Genomic DNA, 20,620 nt, shown 5'->3' with positions numbered 1-20,620 from the left:
GGACCAGAAATCGGGTTTCTTTACCCAATTTGTAGCAATCCGCAACCCATTTGTTGCAGAAACGCAGTTTCCAAACTTTACTGGGGTCAATCCCCCCTGAGATTATCCCCATTTCCAGTTTCCTCCACAACCCGGGACATTGCAATGTTAAGATACCTAAAGTTTTTATCGCTCTGGTGTTCTCCCCACACACAAAGGTACTTTATGGGATCTGCTGTAAAAGTTCCCCCGCTTGGTTTTGCGGGTTTATTGTCCATAACCCTGATCGCAGGATTTACCCTGTTGTCTCCCCTACCCATTCGGGCCCAAGAACAGTCCCAACCCGATGGACTAGATGGATTACAGCCCTCCGGTCAGTCAAACGAAACCCTAACCCTGCCAACGCCGATGGAGCGGGGGGCCACATCCCCATCCCAGCCAACGTCGCAATCCAGTCCCCAGCCGGAAGCGGTGGACCCAGGGTCAGACCCGGAGGATTTGCGCCGACTCGCTGCTGATAGCACCTTACTGAGTATGGAGGCTGGGCAACGGTTAGTCCAAGAAGCCAAAGAATCTGCGGCGGCTCAACAGTACGAACCAGCGGTGAGCAAACTGCAACAGTCCCGAGAGATTTTTAATCAACTCTCTAATTTTCACCAACAGCTTTACACCAGCTTTACCGGCATTGATAACCGGATTGCCAACAGTCATCGCACCCTCGCCGCTGAAACAGCCCAGATGCGGGATGAGGCGAGTTATGAACTGGCATTGGTTCATAGCGCCCAAAATCAAGCCGATCTCGCGGTCCCCTTACTGATTCAGATTGTGGGGTCTCAACAGCCAACCCGAGAACTGGGTCGTCAAGCTTATCAGTTATTAGGGGACATCGGCTTTGTAGAAATTGTCGCGGAACCGACCCCTTCCGACCCGGATGCCACCTCGGAAGTCACCCCGGAAGTCGCCCCGGAAGTCACTCCGGAAGAACCCCGCCCCACTGCACAACAGACGGGCTTGTTAAGCATGGCGGCGGCAAATGGGTTGATGGAAGAGGCTCGGCAATCTGCCAGTGCGGAACAGTATGAACAAGCGGTAGATAAGCTGCAACGTTCCCGGGAGATTTTCAATCAGCTGTCTAATTTCTATCAGCAGCTTTTTACCAGTTTTTCGGGCATTGATAATGCAACCGCCGAAACCCATCGGAACCTTGCTGCGGAAACTGCGGAAATGCGAGATTTGGCAACCTACGAACTGGCCCTGGTGCATCGGGTCCAGAATCAACCCGCCTTGGCTGTGCCTTTGTTGGTGCAGATTATCCGGTCCCAGCAACCCACGCGAGAGTTGGGGAAAAAAGCCTATGAGCAATTGTGGGAGTTGGGTTTTGTAGATTCGCCCTATCCGGGAGGACGCCAAAGCTCTTCAGGGGTTCAGTAATCAGCGAGATTACCTCTAAAACAGCCCCCGAGTTGGGACAAAAAGCTGGGTTTTTGTCCGTTGGATCTAATTAGGTATCAAGGGTCTAGGAAATTCTGGGTAGTTTACCCCCCGGTTTTTCCCTTGAGTAGTGGCGATCGCCCTTCTAAAATTAAATTAGACTACTACTATTAAATTATGGACAGGAGTAAGAATGGTTAGCCCGGATCAGGTAAAGGCAATGATCGAGGCACAATTGCCGGATGCTCAGGTGACGGTTGAAGATTTGACAGGCACCCGAGATCACTATCAGGTCATCGTCGTTTCGTCCCACTTTGAAGGACTACCCCGAGTGCGGCAACATCAGTTGGTGTATGGTTCCCTACAAGAGGCTATGTCCACAGAGGCGATCCATGCGCTAACCATGAAGACTTATACCCCGGAGGCTTGGAGTCAAGTCTCTGGGTCCGTCTCATAACTCGGCTGGGTCGTCCAACCTGCTATCAATAGGGCGATCGCCCGGGGTACGCTAGTACCCCCTCTTTGCACAGTAACAACCCATCCCTTACCTTAACGAACACCCATCATGACTATCACTCCAGAACTCAAAGAGCGGCTTGACACTCTCGTAAACCGGAACAAAATTACTGTTTTCATGAAGGGGACTAAGCTCATGCCCCAATGTGGTTTTTCCAACAATGTGGTTCAGATTCTCAACACTTTGGGCGTTCCTTACGAAACCGTTAACGTTCTGGACGATTATGAGATTCGTCAGGGGATCAAAGAGTATTCCAATTGGCCCACGATTCCCCAAGTCTATATTAATGGTGAATTTGTTGGGGGTTCTGATATTCTCATCGAACTCTATCAAAGTGGTGATTTGCAACAAATGGTAGAAGTAGCTCTGGCTTCCTAATCTGAGCTACTCTCCGGTTAACTGTCGGGTTAAACGGGTGAATTTCATCTTGAAAAGAAAGGGCTTGAATAATCAAGCCCTTTCTTATGGATGAAAGATTCAAATAAAATAAAAATTATGAATACAGGGCTCAAGAAACCCAAGCATCAATAGCGATCGCGCTATGATGCTGGTTACTCTTTGCCGATAAGATGTCAACTTCCCACGGGCCTGGTCAATAGTAGCCGGTTTCAGCCTGGGGCTGGGGGACCATCTCGAAATTAGACGGATCGTGGAGAAATCGAATAGCCTCTTCCTCAAACCTGTGGATGTGGAACGCTTCGATGGTATTCGTTTGTCGCATGGCGGCAATATACCCCTCTAAATAAAGGCGCAAATCATCAATGCGATATCCCCGATTCCACATATCCACCAAGGAATCGGTGAGTTTTTGATAATGGCGAATGGTTGCAGTATCTTGAAGCATAATTAAAACCTCGAATGGTGTAAAAGTCAGCAATTATCCGGTGACTCCAGTCCGTTTTCCCTTAAACCGGCTCGGTCCCATTGGTGCCATCTAGGGGGTGACCCCTCCGGGATCCAGAGGAATGAACCCGAGGTTCACTAGGTCTGAAGCCCGCTGCTCAGACCCGCTCAGAGCCTTTGCGCTGGGTTAGGGAACAATGGGATGATTCTGGGGATCGCCCAGGTAAACTGGCGTTAGGTGCTATCGAACTATTGCCCTACTCTTATTTTACTGCCATTTCTTCTAAGGGTCTGGCGATTGTGGCATTGCGATCGCCTCCTTGACGGAATTTTTACCTAAAGCACCATTTTATTTGGAATTCCTTAACATTTGCGGGGGACTCAGGGTAGCGGAAGTTACAAAACCCTGACAAAAGGTTTGGTAACCTAAATTCCACCGACGTGAAGGAAACAACTCAGTTGTGGGATCTGTTTGCATTTTAATTGTGGAAGGCAATCCTCATCTGCGATCGCTGTTAGGGTGGCACCTACAGCAAGTAGGATATGGGGTTTATCAATCAGCGGACATCCGTCATGCCCGAGAAATTTTCTATAATCGCCATCCAACTCTAGTCATCCTTGACAACGAACTACCCGATGGCGATGGTCTGGAATTTTGCCGCTGGCTCTACCAGCAGCAAGAAACGTTGATTTTAATTTTATCCGCGCGCAATACCGAATCCGATATTGTAGAAGGCTTGAAATCAGGAGCCGATGACTACCTGAAAAAACCTTTTGGGATGCAGGAATTTCTCGCCCGAGTCGAATCCCTGGTCCGACGTCATCGCCGAATGACGCCACCAGCCAGCTTAGACTATGGCGACCTGCAAATTGATTTAGTCCAGCGCCGGGTTCGATATCAAGAGGACGCGATCGAACTCACGCCCCAAGAATTTAGTCTGCTGTACGTCCTCGCTCAAGCTGGGGGCCTGCCCATGAGCCGTCCGGAACTGCTGCGCCGAGCTTGGCCGGATGCCATTGATAATCCCCGCACGATTGACACTCATGTGCTCTCCCTGCGGAAAAAAATCGAAACTGACCCCCGACAACCTAGCTTGATTCAAACGGTCCGTAATGTGGGCTATCGGCTAAATACGGAAATACTCAACGCAACTCCCTCCCAACAACCCGAACAAACGATGGGGAAAAAAACCCTGATGCGTCAATTGACTCCAGTCGGCGCGGTTCCACTCTCTCGCGGCTAGATTCCCTGGACGCCTAGAAGGTCCGTTGTCAATTGTCTCAACTCATTCCCATTCCGAGGCAGCCTCTGCTTCTGCTTGGACGATCGCCGATCGCAACCGATTCGAGTCAATCTGCTCCTCGGGCAGGTCCTCCAGGAGAATACCTTGGTGCAAATATAATAAGCGGTTGCAAAACTGCTGGGCGAGGTCGAGTTGATGATTGACCATAATCAGAGTCGTCTCCGTATTCAGGGCCACTTCAGCTAAAACTTGTAGGAGGTGCTCAGCGCGACCCACGTCTAAGGCGGAGGTCGGTTCATCGAGTAACAAAATCTTGGGTTCAATGACTAAGGCGCGGCATAGGGCCACAAGCTGCCGCTGTCCTGCCGATAGCTGCAATTCTGTTCGCTCCAGCCATTCGGTAGGTAGGTGTAGGCGATCCATCCAAGTCGAGACTCTCTCCTGAATCTCGGGGGATTTCATTCCGCGCAGATTCAGGGGATAGGCGATCGCCGCTTTGACGGTCATGCCTAAGAGTTTGGAGTCTTGCAGGACGAGGGTCACTTGCTGACGCAGTTCCAAGACCGGAATTTTGCGATAATCTTGTCCATCCAGATAGATCGTGCCACTGGTGGGGTCGATGAGTCGAGCAATCAGTCGTAACAAGGAGGTTTTTCCCCCGCCAGAAGGACCCACAATGGCAAGGCGATCGCCTGGGTAAACATCAAAAGAAATCTCATTCAGGATGGGTTTTTCCATCCTCGCCCCTGCGATCGCTGCGTTCAGGCTGACCCGATCCAGCCGCAGTTGAGCCATTCGTTCTATTGGCAAGGGTTTTTTAATCTTTACACGCTATCTTTTTCAGTCTTTTTCAGTCTATCCTCATACAGCTTGTCCGGCCTAAAAATCACCCAGACTTGCGGTGTTGTCTCCCTAACTGCCTAGGGTCACTGCGGTGGCGATCGTCCAAGCATCGATCAGCAACAACAGTAGGGTAAATCCCAGCAAAATAAAATACATCCAAGGTTGGGCTAACGGACGCACATCTCGGGTATCAATCCCGGTTTTTGCTTCCACAATTTTCACCAACTCGGAAAACCCCACCACCCGCATGGGCAGTAGATACCCTTGGCCGGATTTACTGACAAAATAGTACACTAGCCCCCCCTGTCCGGTAGTGCGCGGTTTGAGCGCCGCCACCTGATCCCAGGGCAACATCCAGCCCTTACGGACGCCCCGGGGAATCCACTGGGGATAGGTGACTTGAATGCCTTCGGCATTGGCGATCGCCCGTTCACTGAGTGCCCCATACACCGCCACCGCCCCTATTGCCAATCCTACCCACAGCACACCCGGAGAAATCGGTGCGCCGGTTGCTTTAGACAAAAAGGGTAACGGCACCGTCAGGGCAATATATAAGCTCAACAGGGTGACTCGAATCAGGGGAGAAATCCGAAATTCCCGGACTTCTCTATCTTGGAGTTCAGTTTGAGGTTCAGCGCGATCGCCGATTTGTTCTATTGACACAACTCTTTTTGTTCTTAAAAAAAATTGACTCATCGAGAGTTTAAGGGAATTTCATGAAAGTTTTCCCCAACACCCGACTGCATCTACTGGATTAAGGAGATTTAAGGTAAATATTTTTGCACCACGGTCCAACCTGTCCAGGAGACCCAAGCCAGTGCCACAAATAAAATAGCATTCGTGGTGATGTGCAGCGATCGCGCCCATTGACGCCCGGGAGCAATCTGATTTGCACTCCAAGCTGACAGCAGGACCAGTCCCACCACCCCTAATCCTGCCCATAAATGGACAGAGTGACCGAGGGAGCCATAATGTCCCAGGGTCCCCACAATCCCCACGGCTAAGAGCAGCAAGACTAGGGCCACGAGGGTTATCCCGAACCCATAGTGGAGCGATCGCACCAAAATTCGTCCTTGTTGTTTACGCCCGAGGCGAGCGCCATACATCCACAGCCCACTCACCGCGAGTAGGCTGTAGGCCAGTATTGAAAAACCCATTGACCAGGCTGCGATTTTCCACAACCAGAGGAAAGAAGGCAGATCCACAAACTTTTATCCTAAACAGTGGCCTAACTGGTCCGTTTATCGTGAATACACTTCACAATACTCGTCCCAGTCCAGTTTAACCCTAACACCCGTTCACTCGGATAGGTGCAAGCCCCATTATTTTTGATCCTTTATTTTTGATTCCTTGTGTTTCAGTCAAGGATCTAACTTATTAAATGATAGAGGGTGGTAGCATTATTAACACTACCCACCCTCAAATCCTACCTATCTTCATCTTATTAAACCGACGTTAAAGCCGTCATCAAGAATGGATCACTCAAGACTATCCCTTTATTATCAATAGTCGGATTTCTATGGGGACGCTGGGGCATTTCTTCCGGCGCTGGTCCACGAGCAGAGGGATTGGGATCACTCTCATCCATGACTCGGAGGCGTCCACAGGGGATCTTATCGGATAAAATAGCACTTGCCATCATCCCGGTATGAATTTCTAACAGGGCTTCTGGAAATGCTTCAAAAACCAGACGTTGACCCGGAAAGACAACGCGCTCAAAATACCAGTTGGAAACGTTACTGACCCGAGCAATCTGGATTTTACTCGTCGCATTAACATAGCAGCACAGAATTTGACCGGGGCGGTCAGCCGGAATGGGATCGAGGATTTGAGCCATAACCTTTATGAGGAGTTTTTTCCAAAAAAAGCTTTATACCCTCTAACCCTAACACCAGCCGATCCCCGCAAGCTGTAAACGCGACTACCAACTGAAGAGAATATAGTCAAGTTTTTCATTAAAAATAGAAAATAGCAGGGTTAAGGTATGCTGATGAAACCTATCGATCCCCCTTATCATGGGAGTTTTTTCTGAATTGCCCAGGGTTCGGGTCAGGCTAGATCAGGGACCTGCCGCCCTGGACTCCTTGGGTGAAGGAATTGCCCCCTTGCTCATGCAGATTCAGAGGGCGGATGGTATGGTTAAGTTATATGAACCTCTTTTTGTAAAAACTATTCCCCGCTACCGAGATGGAAAATCGCATCCTCTACGTTCGCCTCCCGTGCAATCCCATCTTCCCGATCGGTGTCGTTTACCTAGCCGATTTTGTGCACAAGCTGTTTCCCGAGGTTGAACAGCAGATTTTTGATATGGGAACGGTCCCCCCTCTGGACTTTGCCAAGTCTCTTGATGCCTGTGTCGATCGCTTTCAACCCACTTTACTGGTCTTCTCCTGGCGGGATATTCAGATTTACGCCCCCGTTGGTGGGCGCGGGGGGAATCCCCTGCAAAATGCGTTTGAGTTTTACTATGCTCGTAATCCCTTGATTAAACTCCGGGGGGCCTTGGGAGGGCTGCGAATTACGACGGCCTATTATGGTGAACTCTGGCGCAATCTGGGATTAGTCAAGCGGGGAGTGAAGCGCGCTCAAATCTATCACCCGGAAGCGAGGGCGATTGTGGGGGGTGGTGCAGTGAGCGTGTTTTATGAACAACTCGGGCGCAGTTTACCTCCGGGGACGATTATTTCGGTGGGGGAAGGGGAAGCACTCCTGGAAAAATATCTGCGGGGTCAGGATTTTCGGGATGAGCGCTGTTATGTGGCGGGGGAAACGACTCCGCGCGATCGCCTGATCCATGAAAAACCCACAGAAATTGAAAAAACGGCTTGTGACTATGACTATATAGAACGGTTATGGCCGGAGTTTCAATATTATTTGCAAGACCAAGATTTTTATATTGGTGTCCAAACCAAGCGCGGTTGTCCTCATAACTGTTGTTATTGCATTTATACGGTTATTGAAGGGAAGCAAGTCCGGATTAATCCAGCCGATGAAGTGGTGGCGGAAATGCGGCAACTGTACGATCGCGGCATCCGCAATTTTTGGTTTACTGATGCTCAATTTATTCCGGCGCGGCGATATATTAACGATGCGATCGCTTTACTCCAGAAAATTTCTGAGGCCGGAATGGAAGATATTCACTGGGCTGCCTATATCCGCGCTGACAATTTGAACCCGGAATTATGCGATTTAATGGTCAAAACCGGGATGAATTATTTTGAAATTGGGATTACCAGCGGTTCCCAAGAACTGGTCCGGAAGATGCGAATGGGTTACAACCTCCGCGTGGTTCTGGAAAATTGTCGCGACTTGAAGGCGGCAGGTTTTAATGATTTGGTGTCAGTTAATTATTCATTTAATGTCATTGATGAAACCTACGAAACAATTCGCCAAACCCTGGCTTATCATCGCGAACTAGAACGAATTTTTGGAGCAGATAAGGTAGAACCGGCGATCTTTTTTATCGGGTTACAACCCCATACGCATTTAGAAGAGTATGCGTTTCAGGAAAATATTTTGAAACCTGGTTACGACCCCATGAGCTTGATGCCTTGGACTGCCCGGAAGTTACTTTGGAATCCCGAACCCCTAGGGTCGTTCTTCGGGGAGGTTTGTCTGGAGGCATGGCAGCGCAATCCCAATGATTTCGGGCGGGAAGTGATGCGAATTTTAGAAGAACGCTTAGGCTGTGCGGAACTGGAATCGGCGTTATCGGCTCCCATGCCGCAGCAATCCCCGCCTCTTGCTACGGTCTCTCGCAGTTAGCATTGATGGCGGGGAGTTGAGGCCCCGCCTATTTTTTTACTATTTTTTTATTGGGCGATCGCTATAGTTTTGGTTCTCAAGAATCGGTCCGGGTCGGACTTGAGCTAGAACACCCGCTACTGTTTTGGTTTTCGAGTAAAGGGTTCAGCAGAAACCCTTCATTAAAAAGGGTAGGGGAAAAATATTAAAGCTGTTCTGTTAAGGATTGCTTATACGTTTAATAATCTGGATTCAGGTGTTCCGGACACTTGAGAGAGCACCTCTTCTCTAACACACAAGAGTGCGGCTAAGGAAAAGACTCTGGTTACAAGGTCTGGGGTAATTTGAGGATATTGGCCGAAGACTTGCTGTTGCGTCCATCCCGCAGCATAGAGCTCCAGGACGAATTCCGCCAATTGCACCGTCGTTCCGTTCGGCTTGGATTCCTGTTTTTTAGCCATTGAATTTAAGCAGGTGGGCCAAGTCATTTTTTCTTCCATAACCGGGTAAACTCCATCCTAATTATAGGCAATTTCTGTACGGGTGTCTCCCCCCTATACCCTTATTTTAATAAAGCTATTGTAAAGATTTGAACTCCCACTCTGGGAAGAGTCTCGCTCGGGTCAAATTCTTCCTGTTGATAGAGTCACCCTTGAGGGCGACCCACTCAGGGCGGGTGAATTCATCCTGGAGTCTGCTGTGGTGGCCGGGATCCCAAGGTTATGAGTGCGATCGCGATCGGGATCTTCAAGGAGGCGATCGCACCCCTGTGGCCCCCCAACTACAGGCCAAACAAATTTTGCAGCCGCTTTCTCACCCAAACCACTGGATTTTTATCATCTTCCGTGGCATCTAACAACCCCATTGTTCTTAATTGCTGTTGCCGCTGTGCTAATTCTTCTTGATGTTTACATAATTCTTGAACGATTTCCTCGGCTAACTCGGGATGCTCCTGCAAGATGCTTTGAAAGGCATTATGATGAATCGTAAACAGAATCGTTTCTTCTAACGCTCGTACCGATGCCGTTCGGGGAATTCCTAACATTAAAGATAATTCCCCAAAAAATTTTCCGGCCCCTAGATTGGTGAGATGCTTATTAATTTTTTCAACAAACACCTCCACCGAACCCGATAACACAATATAAAACGCATCTCCTGGGTCTCCTTCCTGAAATAACATCTGTGAGGGATACAAGCGTTTCCGATGCCCAATTTCGATGAGTTGTCTTAATTCGAGGTCCGTAAAGTTTTGGAAATAAGTCACCTGCCGCAGCAAATCTTTGAGGGTTAAAGTCTGAGAAGCGGTGGCAACGGATAGGGTATCCGGTATTTTTTCAGGACGATGCCCATTTTGATAGATTTTTTTTCGGCCCAACAGGTTGAAATCTTCTCCATTTCTAATCCATAAATCCCGTTGAGGAAACGGGACGGTAATTTGGTTTTGGCGCAGGTTATGCTCAATGATAAAATTTAAAGAACTCCTAATAAACGGTTCGCGATCAATCCGGTTTACCCAAACCCAGAGTTCAAAGTTGAGCGAATTATCCCCAAAATTTTTAAACAGAACTTTAGGGGGAGGGTCGTGCAATACTGCCGGTTCCATATAAGCCGCATTTAACAGGGTTTCGGTGACTAAAACCGTGTCGCTATTATAGGCAACTCCCACGGGAATTTGAATCCGAGCGTGAAAAGAGTCGTAGCTCCAGTTAAGAACTTTATTTTCAACGAGTTTACTGTTGGGAACGACGACATCCCCCCCGTCACGGGTCCGAATGAGAGTCGATCTCAGGGAAACTTCTTTGACATATCCCGACATTCCGTCAAATTCTATAAAATCCCCCACCTTGAGTTTTCGTTCTATCAGTAAGGTCAGACCACTGATAAAGTTGCGGGTTACTTCCTGAAGTCCAAACCCAATCCCAACCCCTAAACCTCCGGCAATAACAATTAAGGAACCCAGGTTAAACCCGGTACTTTGTAAGACAATAATCAGCCCTAGCAGGGAACTGCTATAGCTGATAATGGTTGCCATTGCTTCGCGGTTTCCTTCATCAATTCCTAGCTTAACAAGCAGCCGATATTTTAGGAATTTCTTGAGGGCACGGGAGAGGAACAAAACAATAAAGACCCAGATAATCAGTTGCAAGATTGCACTGATTGAAACTGAATAGTTGCCGATGGGAATTGGAGCGGTAAACCAGGAAAGGGATTGTGCTACTATTCTTTTTAACGCTTCGTTCATTGATCCTGGATCGAGCGAACAATCGCTAGGTTACTATAGGTTAGGAGAAAGAGGCTAGACAAGGGATTAGCTCACTTGAATGTCCTCTCATGGATTGAGCGCTTCGTCCTGATCTGAACTATCAGTCCGCGATCGCCCTAGGGTTCGGTTTCAGGGAGGGGTGAGCTGTTGGTGTTATCTCTATCGGGAAGCGAGTCGGGTTCTCCCATTTTGCTCCGATTCTTCTACTGTGATCAGGAATTAGGTCAGAATTCCGGAGGTTGTTCAAAGTCCTTTCCTTAGTCTGCTGTCCATCGTTCTAGGTTCCACAAATTCTCAGGGCGGGTTACAGGGGGTTGATCCAGGGGACAATCGACGAAGGGCCATCAACTAAAAAAGCCCCCCTTGTAGCAAGGAGGGTTAAGGGCGATCGCCCTGCAAGGATGCAGTTCGTCTAATGTTGCTCTAGGGAATCAGACGGTAACGATTGTCTCGACGGGTACGGGAGAGAGTGCAAATTCAAATTGCTGTCCCCGTTGAACAAACCCCAGGAATCCATCTTGTGCCGCATCTGGAAGGGGTCCGGGTTGATACCCATACAACCACATTTTATTTTTGATGGTGTCGGGTAACGCGACTAATTCATTGTAATGAGCATGAACCGTGGTGGGGAATTGAGAGGTTTCGCAATCCTGAAAAATTAGGTCAGCTTGCTCATAATATTCCCAAATTTCTTCCCGACATAATTGGGTATCAGTGCTGAAAAAGATTTGCTTTCCTTCCAGTTCAAAGAACAATCCATAGCTGGGCATGATAAAGTATCCATTGTTAATATGGATGACTTTAACCAAATTAAATTGGATATTTTCCCAGATAAAATGTCCCTTGCGGGGAACCTTTTCTACCTCAAAAAACGTCTCTAATTCTGTGACATCGCCTTGGATGGAACGGAGACCTCCGGAGAGGGTATTTGCCCAAAGGTCATTGGCTATTTCTTTACTGATATAAAGGCGGGGTCTTTGGCATCGGGGGTCAAATTTGGTAGTAAAGGAAATATATTCCAATCCTCCGGCATGATCCGAATGCAAATGGCTGATGTAAATATCGGTGATATCCAGATGAGAATATCCCGCTTCATGGAGAGAAAAGCGAATGTCAGAACCACAATCAATCAGGAGTTTAGTTCCGCGATCGCTCTCTAACAGAACGTTCGATTGATAATTATTGGCTCCTACGGTGAAAGCCGATCCAGAACCTAAAAAGGTTAATTTCATAAGAGTCCTCTAATGTCATTTAAACAAAGGCGATCGCTCTCAACGGTGGAGAATATAAAACTCTCACTTAAGACGGAGCGACTGCCTGAAGTGACTTATACACTTGTTCCAAGTGAGCCGCCACTGCTGGGGGTTTTGCTGTAAACTGAATGTAAAAGCAATGGGGTTCAGTTGCTGGTTTTTCCAGGACCTTGGCATAAATATCTTCCCGACTTTCCTCTGAATTAGTCTCCAATAAATTGAGCTTGAGATTGCTCAATCCCACGGGGATAATATCCCCGGCTCCCGGTTCGGTTCTCACTTGAGCGCCTTTGGCCGAAAGTTGGACTAAATGACCCAGTAAGCGGGTTTCGCTGATATGCTTGCCTTCCAAAATGGTATATTGAATCGGGATTTTTTCGCTCAGGGGTAAAAAGACCTCTTCTTCCCTGATGAGGGAGATATGATAAGGTTCTTTAATCCCGCTCACATCGTAAATCATGAGCGGCTCTTTGACCCCTTTAGGCATCACCTCACGTTTACTCTCAATTTGGACGACTTCCTCGCCTCCGGCATCAAGGAGAGTTTGCTCAGAAATCAGAATTTGCCCTCCCGTTGTATAAGATTCAATCCGGTAGGTTAAGTTAACCTGACTGCCGACGACTCCGTATTTAGTGCGTTTTTCTGAGCCGATATTGCCGACGACGACTTCTCCGGTATTGATGCCAATTCCCATTTCCAGTTCGGGTAATCCCCATTCCACCACTTTAGCATTGACATGACGCATGGCTAATTGCATGGAAATTCCGCAGGCGATCGCCCTTTTGGCATCATCGGGTCGGGAGGTGGGGGCACCAAATAGCACTAAGATCCCATCTCCCATAAACTCATCAATAGTTCCCTGGTAAGAGGTAATTACATCGGCCATATAACCCAGATAAAAGTTAAGAATTTTGACCACTTCTTCTGGGGGCAATCGTTCCGAAAGCGCCGTAAATCCGCGTAAATCCGAGGTGAAAATCGTCAGTTTCCGCCGTTCGCCGCCCATTTTTAATCCTTCTGGATTTTCAAGTAAATTGGCGACGACTTGATCGGTGAGATAGCGACCAAAGGTTTTGCGGATATCTCCAGCAGTGCGGGCAACGTAAGCCACGATCGCCGTAGCAGAACCGAGTAAGGCTAAAGCGGGAGGCACCACGGGAATCCACCACCCCAACACAAATGCGCCGTAGGTAATTCCCACTAGGGCGGCTGCGGACAACACCGCTGCTGCCGTACGTTGAAAGGAGAGCCATCCTGCACCCCCAACATAGCGCCATTTCCAAATTAGAAATGCCCCCAGACTCCCCCAGAAGAAAATCCACAGCCATTCGTAAGGTTCAGGGATGGTTTTAATTAACGGGCGATCGTCCACGGCAGCAGTAACCATCTGGCTGATCACATTGGCGTGAACTTCCACCCCTGCCATGCGGTTGCCCGCTTCTTTGGTGTAGGGGGTGAAAAATAAGTCTTGATAGCTTTCCCCAACGGCTCCAATCAAGATAATGCGATCGCGTCCCCAGTCTTGAGGCAGTCGATTTCTGAGGATATCCATCAGGGAAACGGTCTCAAAATGCCGACTGGGACCGGCATAATTTAAGAGGACCTGATAGCCCCCATTATCTGCGCCCACATAGCCCCCATCATTCGGTTCAAAGCGCGAGAAAACTTGGTTCCCAAATTTCCAGGATTCGCTATTCTCAATCGCTTCCGGGGCGATTCCTTCGGCTTCGAGATAGAGACCGGCTAGATATAAACTAAAACTGGGAATGATGTTTTCATCTTCATCACTCACCATCACCAGCCCCCGGCGCAAAACCTGATCTTCATCCAAAACCATGTCATTGGAACCGGCATATTCTAAGCCGGGAGGGGGTGCAATGGTCTCGCGATCGCGGTCCCCAATCACTTTTTGAATGCCCACCAGATTCGGTGTTGATTCAAAGACCTGACGCAGGGCCGCATGACCGGGTTCAACGGGCTGATCTCGATAGACATCTAAGCCGATCGCCCGAGGATTCATGGCTTTAAGATTTTCGATGACTGCCGCATAAACGCGATCGGGAATGATCGCTTGACCTAATTCCCGTACATCGGCTTCATTAATGCCGACAATGGCAATTCGGCTGTCTGGAGGTTCCGTGGGCCGCCCTCTCATATAGAGATCATAAACGGCCCATTCCCAAGGCTGTAGTACACCCATAAAGCGTAGGAGGATTACGGCTAACGTTACTGACGGAGCAGCAATCCAGACCCCGCGCCATTCCCAAACTTGCCGTTTTAATTGATTCCACATCACGGCTTATTCCTTAAGTTGTGTTAATTCTGCGATGTTCCAATGGTTTGGATGGGCAGAGGTTCCGAAGCAATGTTTTCTAAGCCGACATATTTTAACAGTCCTTGCCACTCCGTGGGATTAGAATTACGGAATTGGGCCAGCAGGCTCACCGCTTCGTTCCATAAGCTTTGGTCCACATACAGTTGCACCTGATCCAGGGGCTGGGCTTGGTCCAGTTGAGTTTGCATTTCCTCGGTGAGTTCGGTCGGTTCGATTTGACCCTGCACGAAGACATCAGCTTGGCGGTCTGAGGGATCGCAGATTAGACTAAACTGCCAGTCATAGACTTTACCCATTTCCAAGCCGGTATTGGCAGGGAGGCTCACCTTGACCACACCCGGGGCCTCGGATAGCTCAAAGGTAGATAGATAAACGTCATTGCCATTCCCATCAACAATCACAAATTCTCCCGAATCTGCGCTATTTTTCGGGACATACATGAAAAATTCTGGGTTGGGCGTGACGGTTTTGACAATATCATGAGTTGGCATTAAGGGAGTTAAGGGAGATTCACCCTCGATACAACTGTCATTCCCATTGCCTCGGACTCCTCCCCCAGCGGTACTGCGGGGACCGCCCAGGTTACGGGGTGCAGAAGGGAAATTCAGGGCAAGGAGTTCTCCGGGCTGAGATTGGGCGCGGACGGAGGAGAGTCCGGAAAGGGTGACCCAAGCCGGAGAGAGGACCATAGCCAGGATACCCATTAAGTGAATCAATTTCGGCGATCGCATGATAGTAAAACCTCCGCATCAACAATTGAACGATGAGCAACTCAAAACAAGATACTAAAAGTGGAAAAGAATCTGGAAAAATTGACAGTTAAGGTCAAATTATGCTCTACCGCTATCATACTTCCGAATTTTAAAAACCGGATGTGATTTGAAGCAAGCAGTTGAGTATCAATTGAAAAGTAGCCGGATGTTCCGGGACTTATTTTCAACCCTGCCTGGGTAGGGGCGCGCTTTAAGGATTCGCGATCGCACCGCTGTCATTTTTAGATTCTTGTTCCCCCTTAGTTTGATCCGGTTTTACGCTGCTTCCTGTCCTCCCTTGACAAGTTATTTCCCCCACGGTTCCATCTCTGGTTAGGGCATCTGCTTCAATTGAGCGATTAGGGCAATCCAACGCCGTCGTTCCCCATGTTCCAGAGATAGGATTTCATCTAAGGACCAGTGAAAGTGAAAGGCGATCGTCGCTACCTCTTGGTACAATTGCTCCAAGGGGTAGCTTTGAACTCCCCCAACGTCATTCCCTCCACGCCAGACCGATTAATTTGGGTATAAAACTCTCGTAAATAAAGAAAATCCCTTAAAAACAGTTGTTCTAGTAACTCTGGCGTCACGGATGAAAAGCCGCCTACATGGGTAATCACCCGAGAGAGCAGGGAAATGATTCGATAAGCGGGATTTTCTTGAGTCTGAGGGTCTTTGCTCACCCAGATTTCATCCTGACCCGTCACCCTGCGCATTACCCCTTCTCGATGCAGACTCCCCTCCCCATCCACCACTCCCACAGGAAGGGTAAATGTAAACTGGCTGTGAGGTATCGTTTCCCGATTCATGGCATCACCTGATTCATGAGTAGGAGGGTCCCGGGAGGGCTGGAGGTGATAGGGGTTCTGTGTCTAAATCCCCCTGAGTTTCCAGTTCGTTAATTTGACGATAAAAGGTTTGAAGATAATTTAAGTCTACGGCAAATAAATTTTCGATCGCCAAGGGAGTGACTTGTTCTAAAGCACCCAAGCGGGTAATCACCCGCGATAAAATAATCACCGTAGCGTATGCCGGATTCGATTTAACCCGAGGGTCTCGCAGGGGAGCAATTTCATCGATCGCCCGGGATAAACGCATTACCCCTTGACGGTGCAAGTTGCCTTCACTATCGAGATACCCTTTGGGTAATGTAAATTCAAACTCGGTCTGAATCATGCTGAATTAGCCCTACTTTTACACCACCTTAACCCGTTTTAACTCTTCTACGACCACTTCTAGTTCTTCTATTTCCAACTCACCGCTACTGACACTGACATCAGAAATAGAATAGCTCACCGGCCATGCCCGTTTAAACTCAAATCTAACTTGAGCCTGTGCGCCTTGATCATACAGAGTTAAAGACCCATCTCGCCGTTCTGCGGCCCAAGATCCTTGTTGTATCGCCTCCAACCAATTCCAAACGGTCATGGAAACCGTTAGACCTCGAAGGAGAGTTAAGTTGGTATAGGTGATATTCCCCGGAATTTTAGTCTGGATTATCCGCCCTCGGGATTTACCGTCTTTACCCCACATTTGGGGGGTAACTTCGCAGATTTCAATGATTTCCTGACTGGTTTTAAACCCCTTACATTCCATAAAGTAAGCATCGATCGTTTCGACACTATCTTTCAGGTGCAGTTCTAGGTAAAATCGCGAGGTAGCAATTAATTGAGGCACTTCAAGCACGGTTCGATCTCCGGCAAACGAGTTGCATCGCGGTTAGCTGATGGGAGGGGTGCATTTCAGGTGGCGATCGCTGATGGAACCAGCAAACAGAGGTCAGACTCCCCGAGGGAGGGGCAATCCCTCTCGGTTGACTGTCCATCCCTCTTTTAGGAAACGCGCTTATTTCGTGCGTTCCACATATTCATAACAAAATGTGATGGTTTCTTTAAGGGACTGATTTCCCGCCGCATCTAACTCCGACATTTTATAAGTCATCGGCATCACCCCTTTAAAGGTCCAGGTTGCGGAGGGTGATCCATCTTGCTTGAACACCGTCAAGGTTGCCTGATCGGTTTTGCCTTTGGTTCCCGTCGCACCGCCTAAGTCTGGCGTTGAGTGGGAATCATAAAACCACTTGGAAACCGCTTTAGGGTCTTTACTAGAGGTAACGAAGGTGACAGTGACATCGCTGGATTCTACAGCAGAGGGTGCAGCTTGACGATTCACTTTACTGCCGGATTTTACCCCAAATGCACCATCAGCATTGGTTACAGGAATGCTCATTTTCACTCCCGAAACTGATTCCACCAATAAATCTTTGCCCAACCCATCGGCGGCAAATTCATATCTAGCCTGAGAAAGTGGTTCCTTATCGACTGGCATTGTACTACTCCTTTGTTCTTTCCCTAATTACTTTCCCAAAACAAGGCACTATTTTTCCAAAAAACGCTGGCTTGAGGCGGCCAAAATTTATCCCCCTAACCCTGCTTCCGTTCGACACTTTCTACATTCAGTTCAAATTTTTCGGTCAGAAATTGGTCGCCACTGACATTAAATTCACTGACTTCATAGCTGACCATTTGACAGCTTTTGAGGTTATAGGTTAAGACTTCTTTCGCGTCTGGGTCAAAGATAGTAATTGCCGCATCGGTAAAATTACTGCTCCATTTTCCATCGCCTCCATAAGTGGCTGGTAAGCCTTTTTTGAAAATATCATAAAGGTCTTTGTTGCCATCTTGAAGGACTGCTTCAATGGTAATATTTTGGTTATTATAGTATCCAGTTGAAACAGTTTGCCGGAACATTTGGGCATTTTTTCCCGAGGCGATCGGGGATTTGTGTCCGGCGGTTTTAGCTTGGACATCAATGCCACTAATTTTGAGGAGAGGGAATTCTTTTCCCCCGTATGTAAAAGAAAACCTATTTGAAGAAATTACAAACAGATCTGTCATGGGTTTACTCCTTGAACCTTAAAACTGAGTGAAAACAGTTGGGTTTCAGTCATTATCAGCCATAAGGTTGCTGGGGATTAACTCCGAGCAACACAGATCATGACTAATAATGACTGACTCACCATCAGGGGACTGGAAATTATTGGCCCGGTGCCCATTGGCTGATGCGGAAGATCACGAATTCCGCTGGTCGCACTGGGGCGACTCCCACTTCGATGTACAAACGACCCATCATCATGGTGTCGGCGGTGTTGAGTTCGCCATCGCACTTGACAAAGAAAGATTCTCCGGCGGTACCGCCCACCAATGCACCCTGACGCCAGAGCCCTTCTAGGAAGCTGGAAACGGTGCGGGTGACTCGTCCCCAGAGGGTGGAATCGTTGGGTTCAAACACGACCCACTGAGTGCCAATTTCAATGGATTTCTCGATATAGCTCATCATCCGACGCACGGGAATATACCGCCATTGGATATTATCAGGTTCGGCTAGGGTGCGTGCGCCCCAGATTTTAATGCCACGATTGTAGTTGGAGAAGTTCCGGATACAGTTGATCCCCAAGGGGTTTAACAGTTCTTGTTCCCGGAAGTTGGTTTCGTAAGCCAGACCAATGACGCCCCGGGGTGTATCGTTGGCGGGGGCTTTGAACAGACCTCGGGTTTCATCGGTGCGACACCAGACGCCCATCATGTGCCCACAGGGGGGAATGGCGATGGGACGACCGCCGTTGCGGGGGTTCGCGACTTTGATCCAGGGATAGTAAAGGGCGGCAAACATGGACCGGCGGTTAAATCCTTCGCGTAACCATTTGGCTACATCTTGGGGCTTTTGCTGTTCGGGAGCAACGGCGCGGTTCTCATTTTTTCCCGGTTTAATCGGGGGGGGATCAAGGACGACCATGCGGAAGGGGGGACTGGGAGCAGAGTTTTCACACATACTCACCATCATTTCCATGACACCATGTACCTGGTCGATGTCCATGAGTCCTTCTTGATAGACGCGCATCAGGTCGGGACAGGCGATCATGGCTACGTCGTCAATTTCAAAGATCCCTTGGACGCCGGTGCGATCGTCGCGCTTGCCTTGGAGTTCTCGCGGCAGGCGATCGGGGTCTTGAATGAAGGGGGGCGGCGGGGCAACTTCGTAGGTCCCATTGAGGGGCCGCTTGGAGAGAGGTGAGATGGCTCCTAGACCTTCGGGGATACTGATATCGATCGCCTCGGATTCCTGCAAGGCGGTGACGACATAGCTGCCTAACTCGGCCTCTACGTCTTCTTTCATGGTCAGGTTATCGTAGGTCTCAACTACCGTATCCCCCCGTTTGACGGTAACTTTGAAGAATTGACCATCATCAATGGGTGGCTCGGCATCTTCATCTTCTGGCGGCTTCGGGGTACTGCTTTCGACTTTGACCGTTACCCGTCCAGTGGCTGCCGGAAGTGCTGGCGCTTCGCCATCTTCGGTTTCTCCTGCTGCTCCTTTGAGGTTGAACAATAAGGCGGGACGACCGGAGGAAGTGAGCAATTTTGTGGCGGTTTTTTCCGGCGGTGGCGCTTCGGAACCGGGGAGTTTGGTCCCAATACTGCTCACCCAACAGCGACCCCCGCCATTTAAGAACCATCCATAAACGGCAAAGGGGAGGTACGCATCGAAGTCGGTAAACCCATCAGAGCCCGGTTTCCCAAAATACTCTAGGTATTGATCCCAGGTGGTGACCATCATGGGTTGAAAGACTTCCGCATCACCACGGACATCTTCAGTAAAGCCGATAAAGCCAGGAACGCTGAGACTGACGCCTTCGATCGGGCGACTACCTCGGTCTACTTCTTCAACATAGACGCCAGGAGCAAAATAATCCAAGGGCATGAGTGGTTGTTCTCCAATTAATAGATAGTTAGATCTACAATGGTTAGCAAACATGAGTGCTTTAGGTTGGTGCGAGCCTCCGCAACAACACGGTTAGTTTGCTAACGCCTTTTTATTGAGACGAGGTAAAAGCAATTTCCTTCATAGCGGGTTCGGTTTGGCTGGTGAACGGAACGGTTACCGTTAGATACAACCCGGGCCGTAGGGGGACTCCTAATGCGATCCACATTGCTGCAATTTCACTCAGCCCATCCGCAGAAATCCTCATCGGTACAGTTCCCTTGCCTTGCAAGGCTGGAGCTAAACGTTCGGACGGTAAACAATGGTACGGGAGGAGAACTGTCAGGGCTTCTGACAAGAGATGCTGCTCCCCTAGGGCTGTTTTATCCCACGCTGTGATCAGAAACGAGACATCAAACCAAATGGTTGAGGGGTCGGTCTGTCTATGGGAGATTTGCATTTGGGGGTTTTCCCGAACGTCGTAGCAGTAGAGGTTGAGCCTCGGAGCGTGATGATTCAGCTCGGGATTGGGAGAATTGAAATCAATTTGCTCCATACTGATCGCTGAGGTCCCGCCTGCCAGGATTTCTGCTAAGGTCTGGGCAACAGCAGGAATCATAAACCTGGGTGATTAGGCAGCTACAGCTTATAGATT

The 20,620-nt window shown here is 48.9% G+C and carries 24 protein-coding genes; 6 read left to right on the top strand and 18 right to left on the bottom strand.

Going from position 1 to position 20,620, the window contains the following annotated elements:
• Positions 1-204: 204 nt before the first annotated feature.
• From NG796_RS07590 to grxD, 3 genes are all read left to right on the top strand, one after another.
• On the top strand, positions 205-1,410 hold the full coding sequence (locus tag NG796_RS07590; protein ID WP_261205299.1) for a hypothetical protein: 1,206 nt from the start codon (positions 205-207) through the stop codon (positions 1,408-1,410).
• Between the two features lie 193 nt (positions 1,411-1,603).
• The gene (locus NG796_RS07585; RefSeq protein WP_261205298.1) at positions 1,604-1,867 is read left to right on the top strand and encodes a BolA family protein; all 264 of its coding nucleotides are present in this window, start codon (positions 1,604-1,606) and stop codon (positions 1,865-1,867) included.
• A 108-nt stretch (positions 1,868-1,975) separates the two neighbouring features.
• Positions 1,976-2,305, top strand: a complete 330-nt coding sequence (gene grxD / locus NG796_RS07580) for a Grx4 family monothiol glutaredoxin (RefSeq protein ID WP_263012125.1) — start codon at positions 1,976-1,978, stop codon at positions 2,303-2,305.
• Positions 2,306-2,519: 214 nt separating this feature from the next.
• Here grxD and NG796_RS07575 read toward each other — a convergent pair whose 3' ends face one another.
• Positions 2,520-2,771, bottom strand: a complete 252-nt coding sequence (locus NG796_RS07575) for a DUF6761 family protein (protein WP_261205297.1) — start codon at positions 2,769-2,771, stop codon at positions 2,520-2,522.
• Positions 2,772-2,947: 176 nt separating this feature from the next.
• Here NG796_RS07575 and NG796_RS07570 point away from each other — a divergent pair, with 176 nt between their 5' ends.
• Both NG796_RS07570 and NG796_RS07565 read left to right on the top strand, forming a co-directional pair.
• Positions 2,948-3,094 carry a hypothetical protein gene (locus NG796_RS07570; RefSeq protein WP_261205296.1) on the top strand — a complete coding sequence of 49 codons (147 nt, stop codon included), beginning with the start codon at positions 2,948-2,950 and terminating at the stop codon, positions 3,092-3,094.
• Positions 3,095-3,231: 137 nt separating this feature from the next.
• Positions 3,232-4,014 (top strand): response regulator transcription factor, encoded by a 783-nt coding sequence (locus NG796_RS07565; RefSeq protein ID WP_261205295.1) that lies wholly within the window; start codon positions 3,232-3,234, stop codon positions 4,012-4,014.
• A gap of 42 nt (positions 4,015-4,056) precedes the next feature.
• Here the strand turns inward: NG796_RS07565 and NG796_RS07560 are convergent, their stop codons facing one another.
• The 4 genes from NG796_RS07560 to NG796_RS07545 form a co-directional block, all read right to left on the bottom strand.
• Complete coding sequence (locus tag NG796_RS07560; RefSeq protein ID WP_261205294.1) at positions 4,057-4,824, bottom strand: ATP-binding cassette domain-containing protein; 768 nt, start codon at positions 4,822-4,824, stop codon at positions 4,057-4,059.
• A 102-nt stretch (positions 4,825-4,926) separates the two neighbouring features.
• Positions 4,927-5,520 carry a hypothetical protein gene (locus NG796_RS07555; RefSeq protein ID WP_261205293.1) on the bottom strand — a complete coding sequence of 198 codons (594 nt, stop codon included), beginning with the start codon at positions 5,518-5,520 and terminating at the stop codon, positions 4,927-4,929.
• Between the two features lie 101 nt (positions 5,521-5,621).
• A complete protein-coding gene (locus tag NG796_RS07550) occupies positions 5,622-6,062 on the bottom strand; it encodes a DUF4079 domain-containing protein (protein WP_261205292.1) in 441 nt (146 codons plus the stop codon).
• A gap of 239 nt (positions 6,063-6,301) precedes the next feature.
• Positions 6,302-6,694: a DUF1830 domain-containing protein gene (locus tag NG796_RS07545; RefSeq protein WP_261205291.1), complete on the bottom strand. Its 393-nt coding sequence runs from the start codon at positions 6,692-6,694 to the stop codon at positions 6,302-6,304.
• A 350-nt stretch (positions 6,695-7,044) separates the two neighbouring features.
• On the opposite strand from NG796_RS07545, the gene NG796_RS07540 reads away from it, so the two are divergent.
• A complete protein-coding gene (locus tag NG796_RS07540) occupies positions 7,045-8,622 on the top strand; it encodes a photosystem II high light acclimation radical SAM protein (protein WP_261205290.1) in 1,578 nt (525 codons plus the stop codon).
• Positions 8,623-8,831: 209 nt separating this feature from the next.
• Here the strand turns inward: NG796_RS07540 and NG796_RS07535 are convergent, their stop codons facing one another.
• The 13 genes from NG796_RS07535 to NG796_RS07475 form a co-directional block, all read right to left on the bottom strand.
• Positions 8,832-9,089, bottom strand: a complete 258-nt coding sequence (locus tag NG796_RS07535) for a DUF433 domain-containing protein (protein ID WP_261205289.1) — start codon at positions 9,087-9,089, stop codon at positions 8,832-8,834.
• A 293-nt stretch (positions 9,090-9,382) separates the two neighbouring features.
• A complete protein-coding gene (locus NG796_RS07530; RefSeq protein WP_261205288.1) occupies positions 9,383-10,843 on the bottom strand; it encodes a mechanosensitive ion channel domain-containing protein in 1,461 nt (486 codons plus the stop codon).
• 452 nt (positions 10,844-11,295) lie between these two features.
• Complete coding sequence (locus tag NG796_RS07525) at positions 11,296-12,096, bottom strand: MBL fold metallo-hydrolase (RefSeq protein ID WP_261205287.1); 801 nt, start codon at positions 12,094-12,096, stop codon at positions 11,296-11,298.
• Between the two features lie 67 nt (positions 12,097-12,163).
• Positions 12,164-14,410: an adenylate/guanylate cyclase domain-containing protein gene (locus tag NG796_RS07520; protein ID WP_261205286.1), complete on the bottom strand. Its 2,247-nt coding sequence runs from the start codon at positions 14,408-14,410 to the stop codon at positions 12,164-12,166.
• A gap of 23 nt (positions 14,411-14,433) precedes the next feature.
• Entirely contained in the window at positions 14,434-15,183 is a 750-nt protein-coding gene (locus NG796_RS07515; protein ID WP_261205285.1) for a DUF928 domain-containing protein, read from the bottom strand.
• Positions 15,184-15,537: 354 nt separating this feature from the next.
• A complete protein-coding gene (locus tag NG796_RS07510) occupies positions 15,538-15,663 on the bottom strand; it encodes a DUF6760 family protein (RefSeq protein ID WP_261205284.1) in 126 nt (41 codons plus the stop codon).
• Complete coding sequence (locus tag NG796_RS07505; RefSeq protein WP_261205283.1) at positions 15,648-16,013, bottom strand: hypothetical protein; 366 nt, start codon at positions 16,011-16,013, stop codon at positions 15,648-15,650. The genes NG796_RS07510 and NG796_RS07505 overlap by 16 nt, the downstream gene beginning before the upstream one ends.
• A 13-nt stretch (positions 16,014-16,026) precedes the next feature.
• The gene (locus NG796_RS07500; protein ID WP_411268791.1) at positions 16,027-16,377 is read right to left on the bottom strand and encodes a hypothetical protein; all 351 of its coding nucleotides are present in this window, start codon (positions 16,375-16,377) and stop codon (positions 16,027-16,029) included.
• 21 nt (positions 16,378-16,398) lie between these two features.
• Complete coding sequence (locus NG796_RS07495; protein WP_261205281.1) at positions 16,399-16,890, bottom strand: phage tail protein; 492 nt, start codon at positions 16,888-16,890, stop codon at positions 16,399-16,401.
• 159 nt (positions 16,891-17,049) lie between these two features.
• A complete protein-coding gene (locus NG796_RS07490; RefSeq protein WP_261205280.1) occupies positions 17,050-17,532 on the bottom strand; it encodes a phage tail protein in 483 nt (160 codons plus the stop codon).
• Positions 17,533-17,627: 95 nt separating this feature from the next.
• Positions 17,628-18,101, bottom strand: coding sequence for a phage tail protein (locus NG796_RS07485; protein ID WP_261205279.1), 474 nt, complete (start codon positions 18,099-18,101; stop codon positions 17,628-17,630).
• 139 nt (positions 18,102-18,240) lie between these two features.
• Positions 18,241-19,965: a phage tail sheath family protein gene (locus NG796_RS07480; RefSeq protein WP_261205278.1), complete on the bottom strand. Its 1,725-nt coding sequence runs from the start codon at positions 19,963-19,965 to the stop codon at positions 18,241-18,243.
• Between the two features lie 112 nt (positions 19,966-20,077).
• Positions 20,078-20,584: a DUF4255 domain-containing protein gene (locus NG796_RS07475; protein WP_261205277.1), complete on the bottom strand. Its 507-nt coding sequence runs from the start codon at positions 20,582-20,584 to the stop codon at positions 20,078-20,080.
• Positions 20,585-20,620: the final 36 nt, after the last annotated feature.

This window comes from Laspinema sp. D2d (genome assembly GCF_025370755.1).
Taxonomy (GTDB): Bacteria; Cyanobacteriota; Cyanobacteriia; order Cyanobacteriales; family Laspinemataceae; genus Laspinema.
Note: the sequence above shows the minus strand (reverse complement) of the source record. Positions and strands in the feature narration are given on the sequence as shown.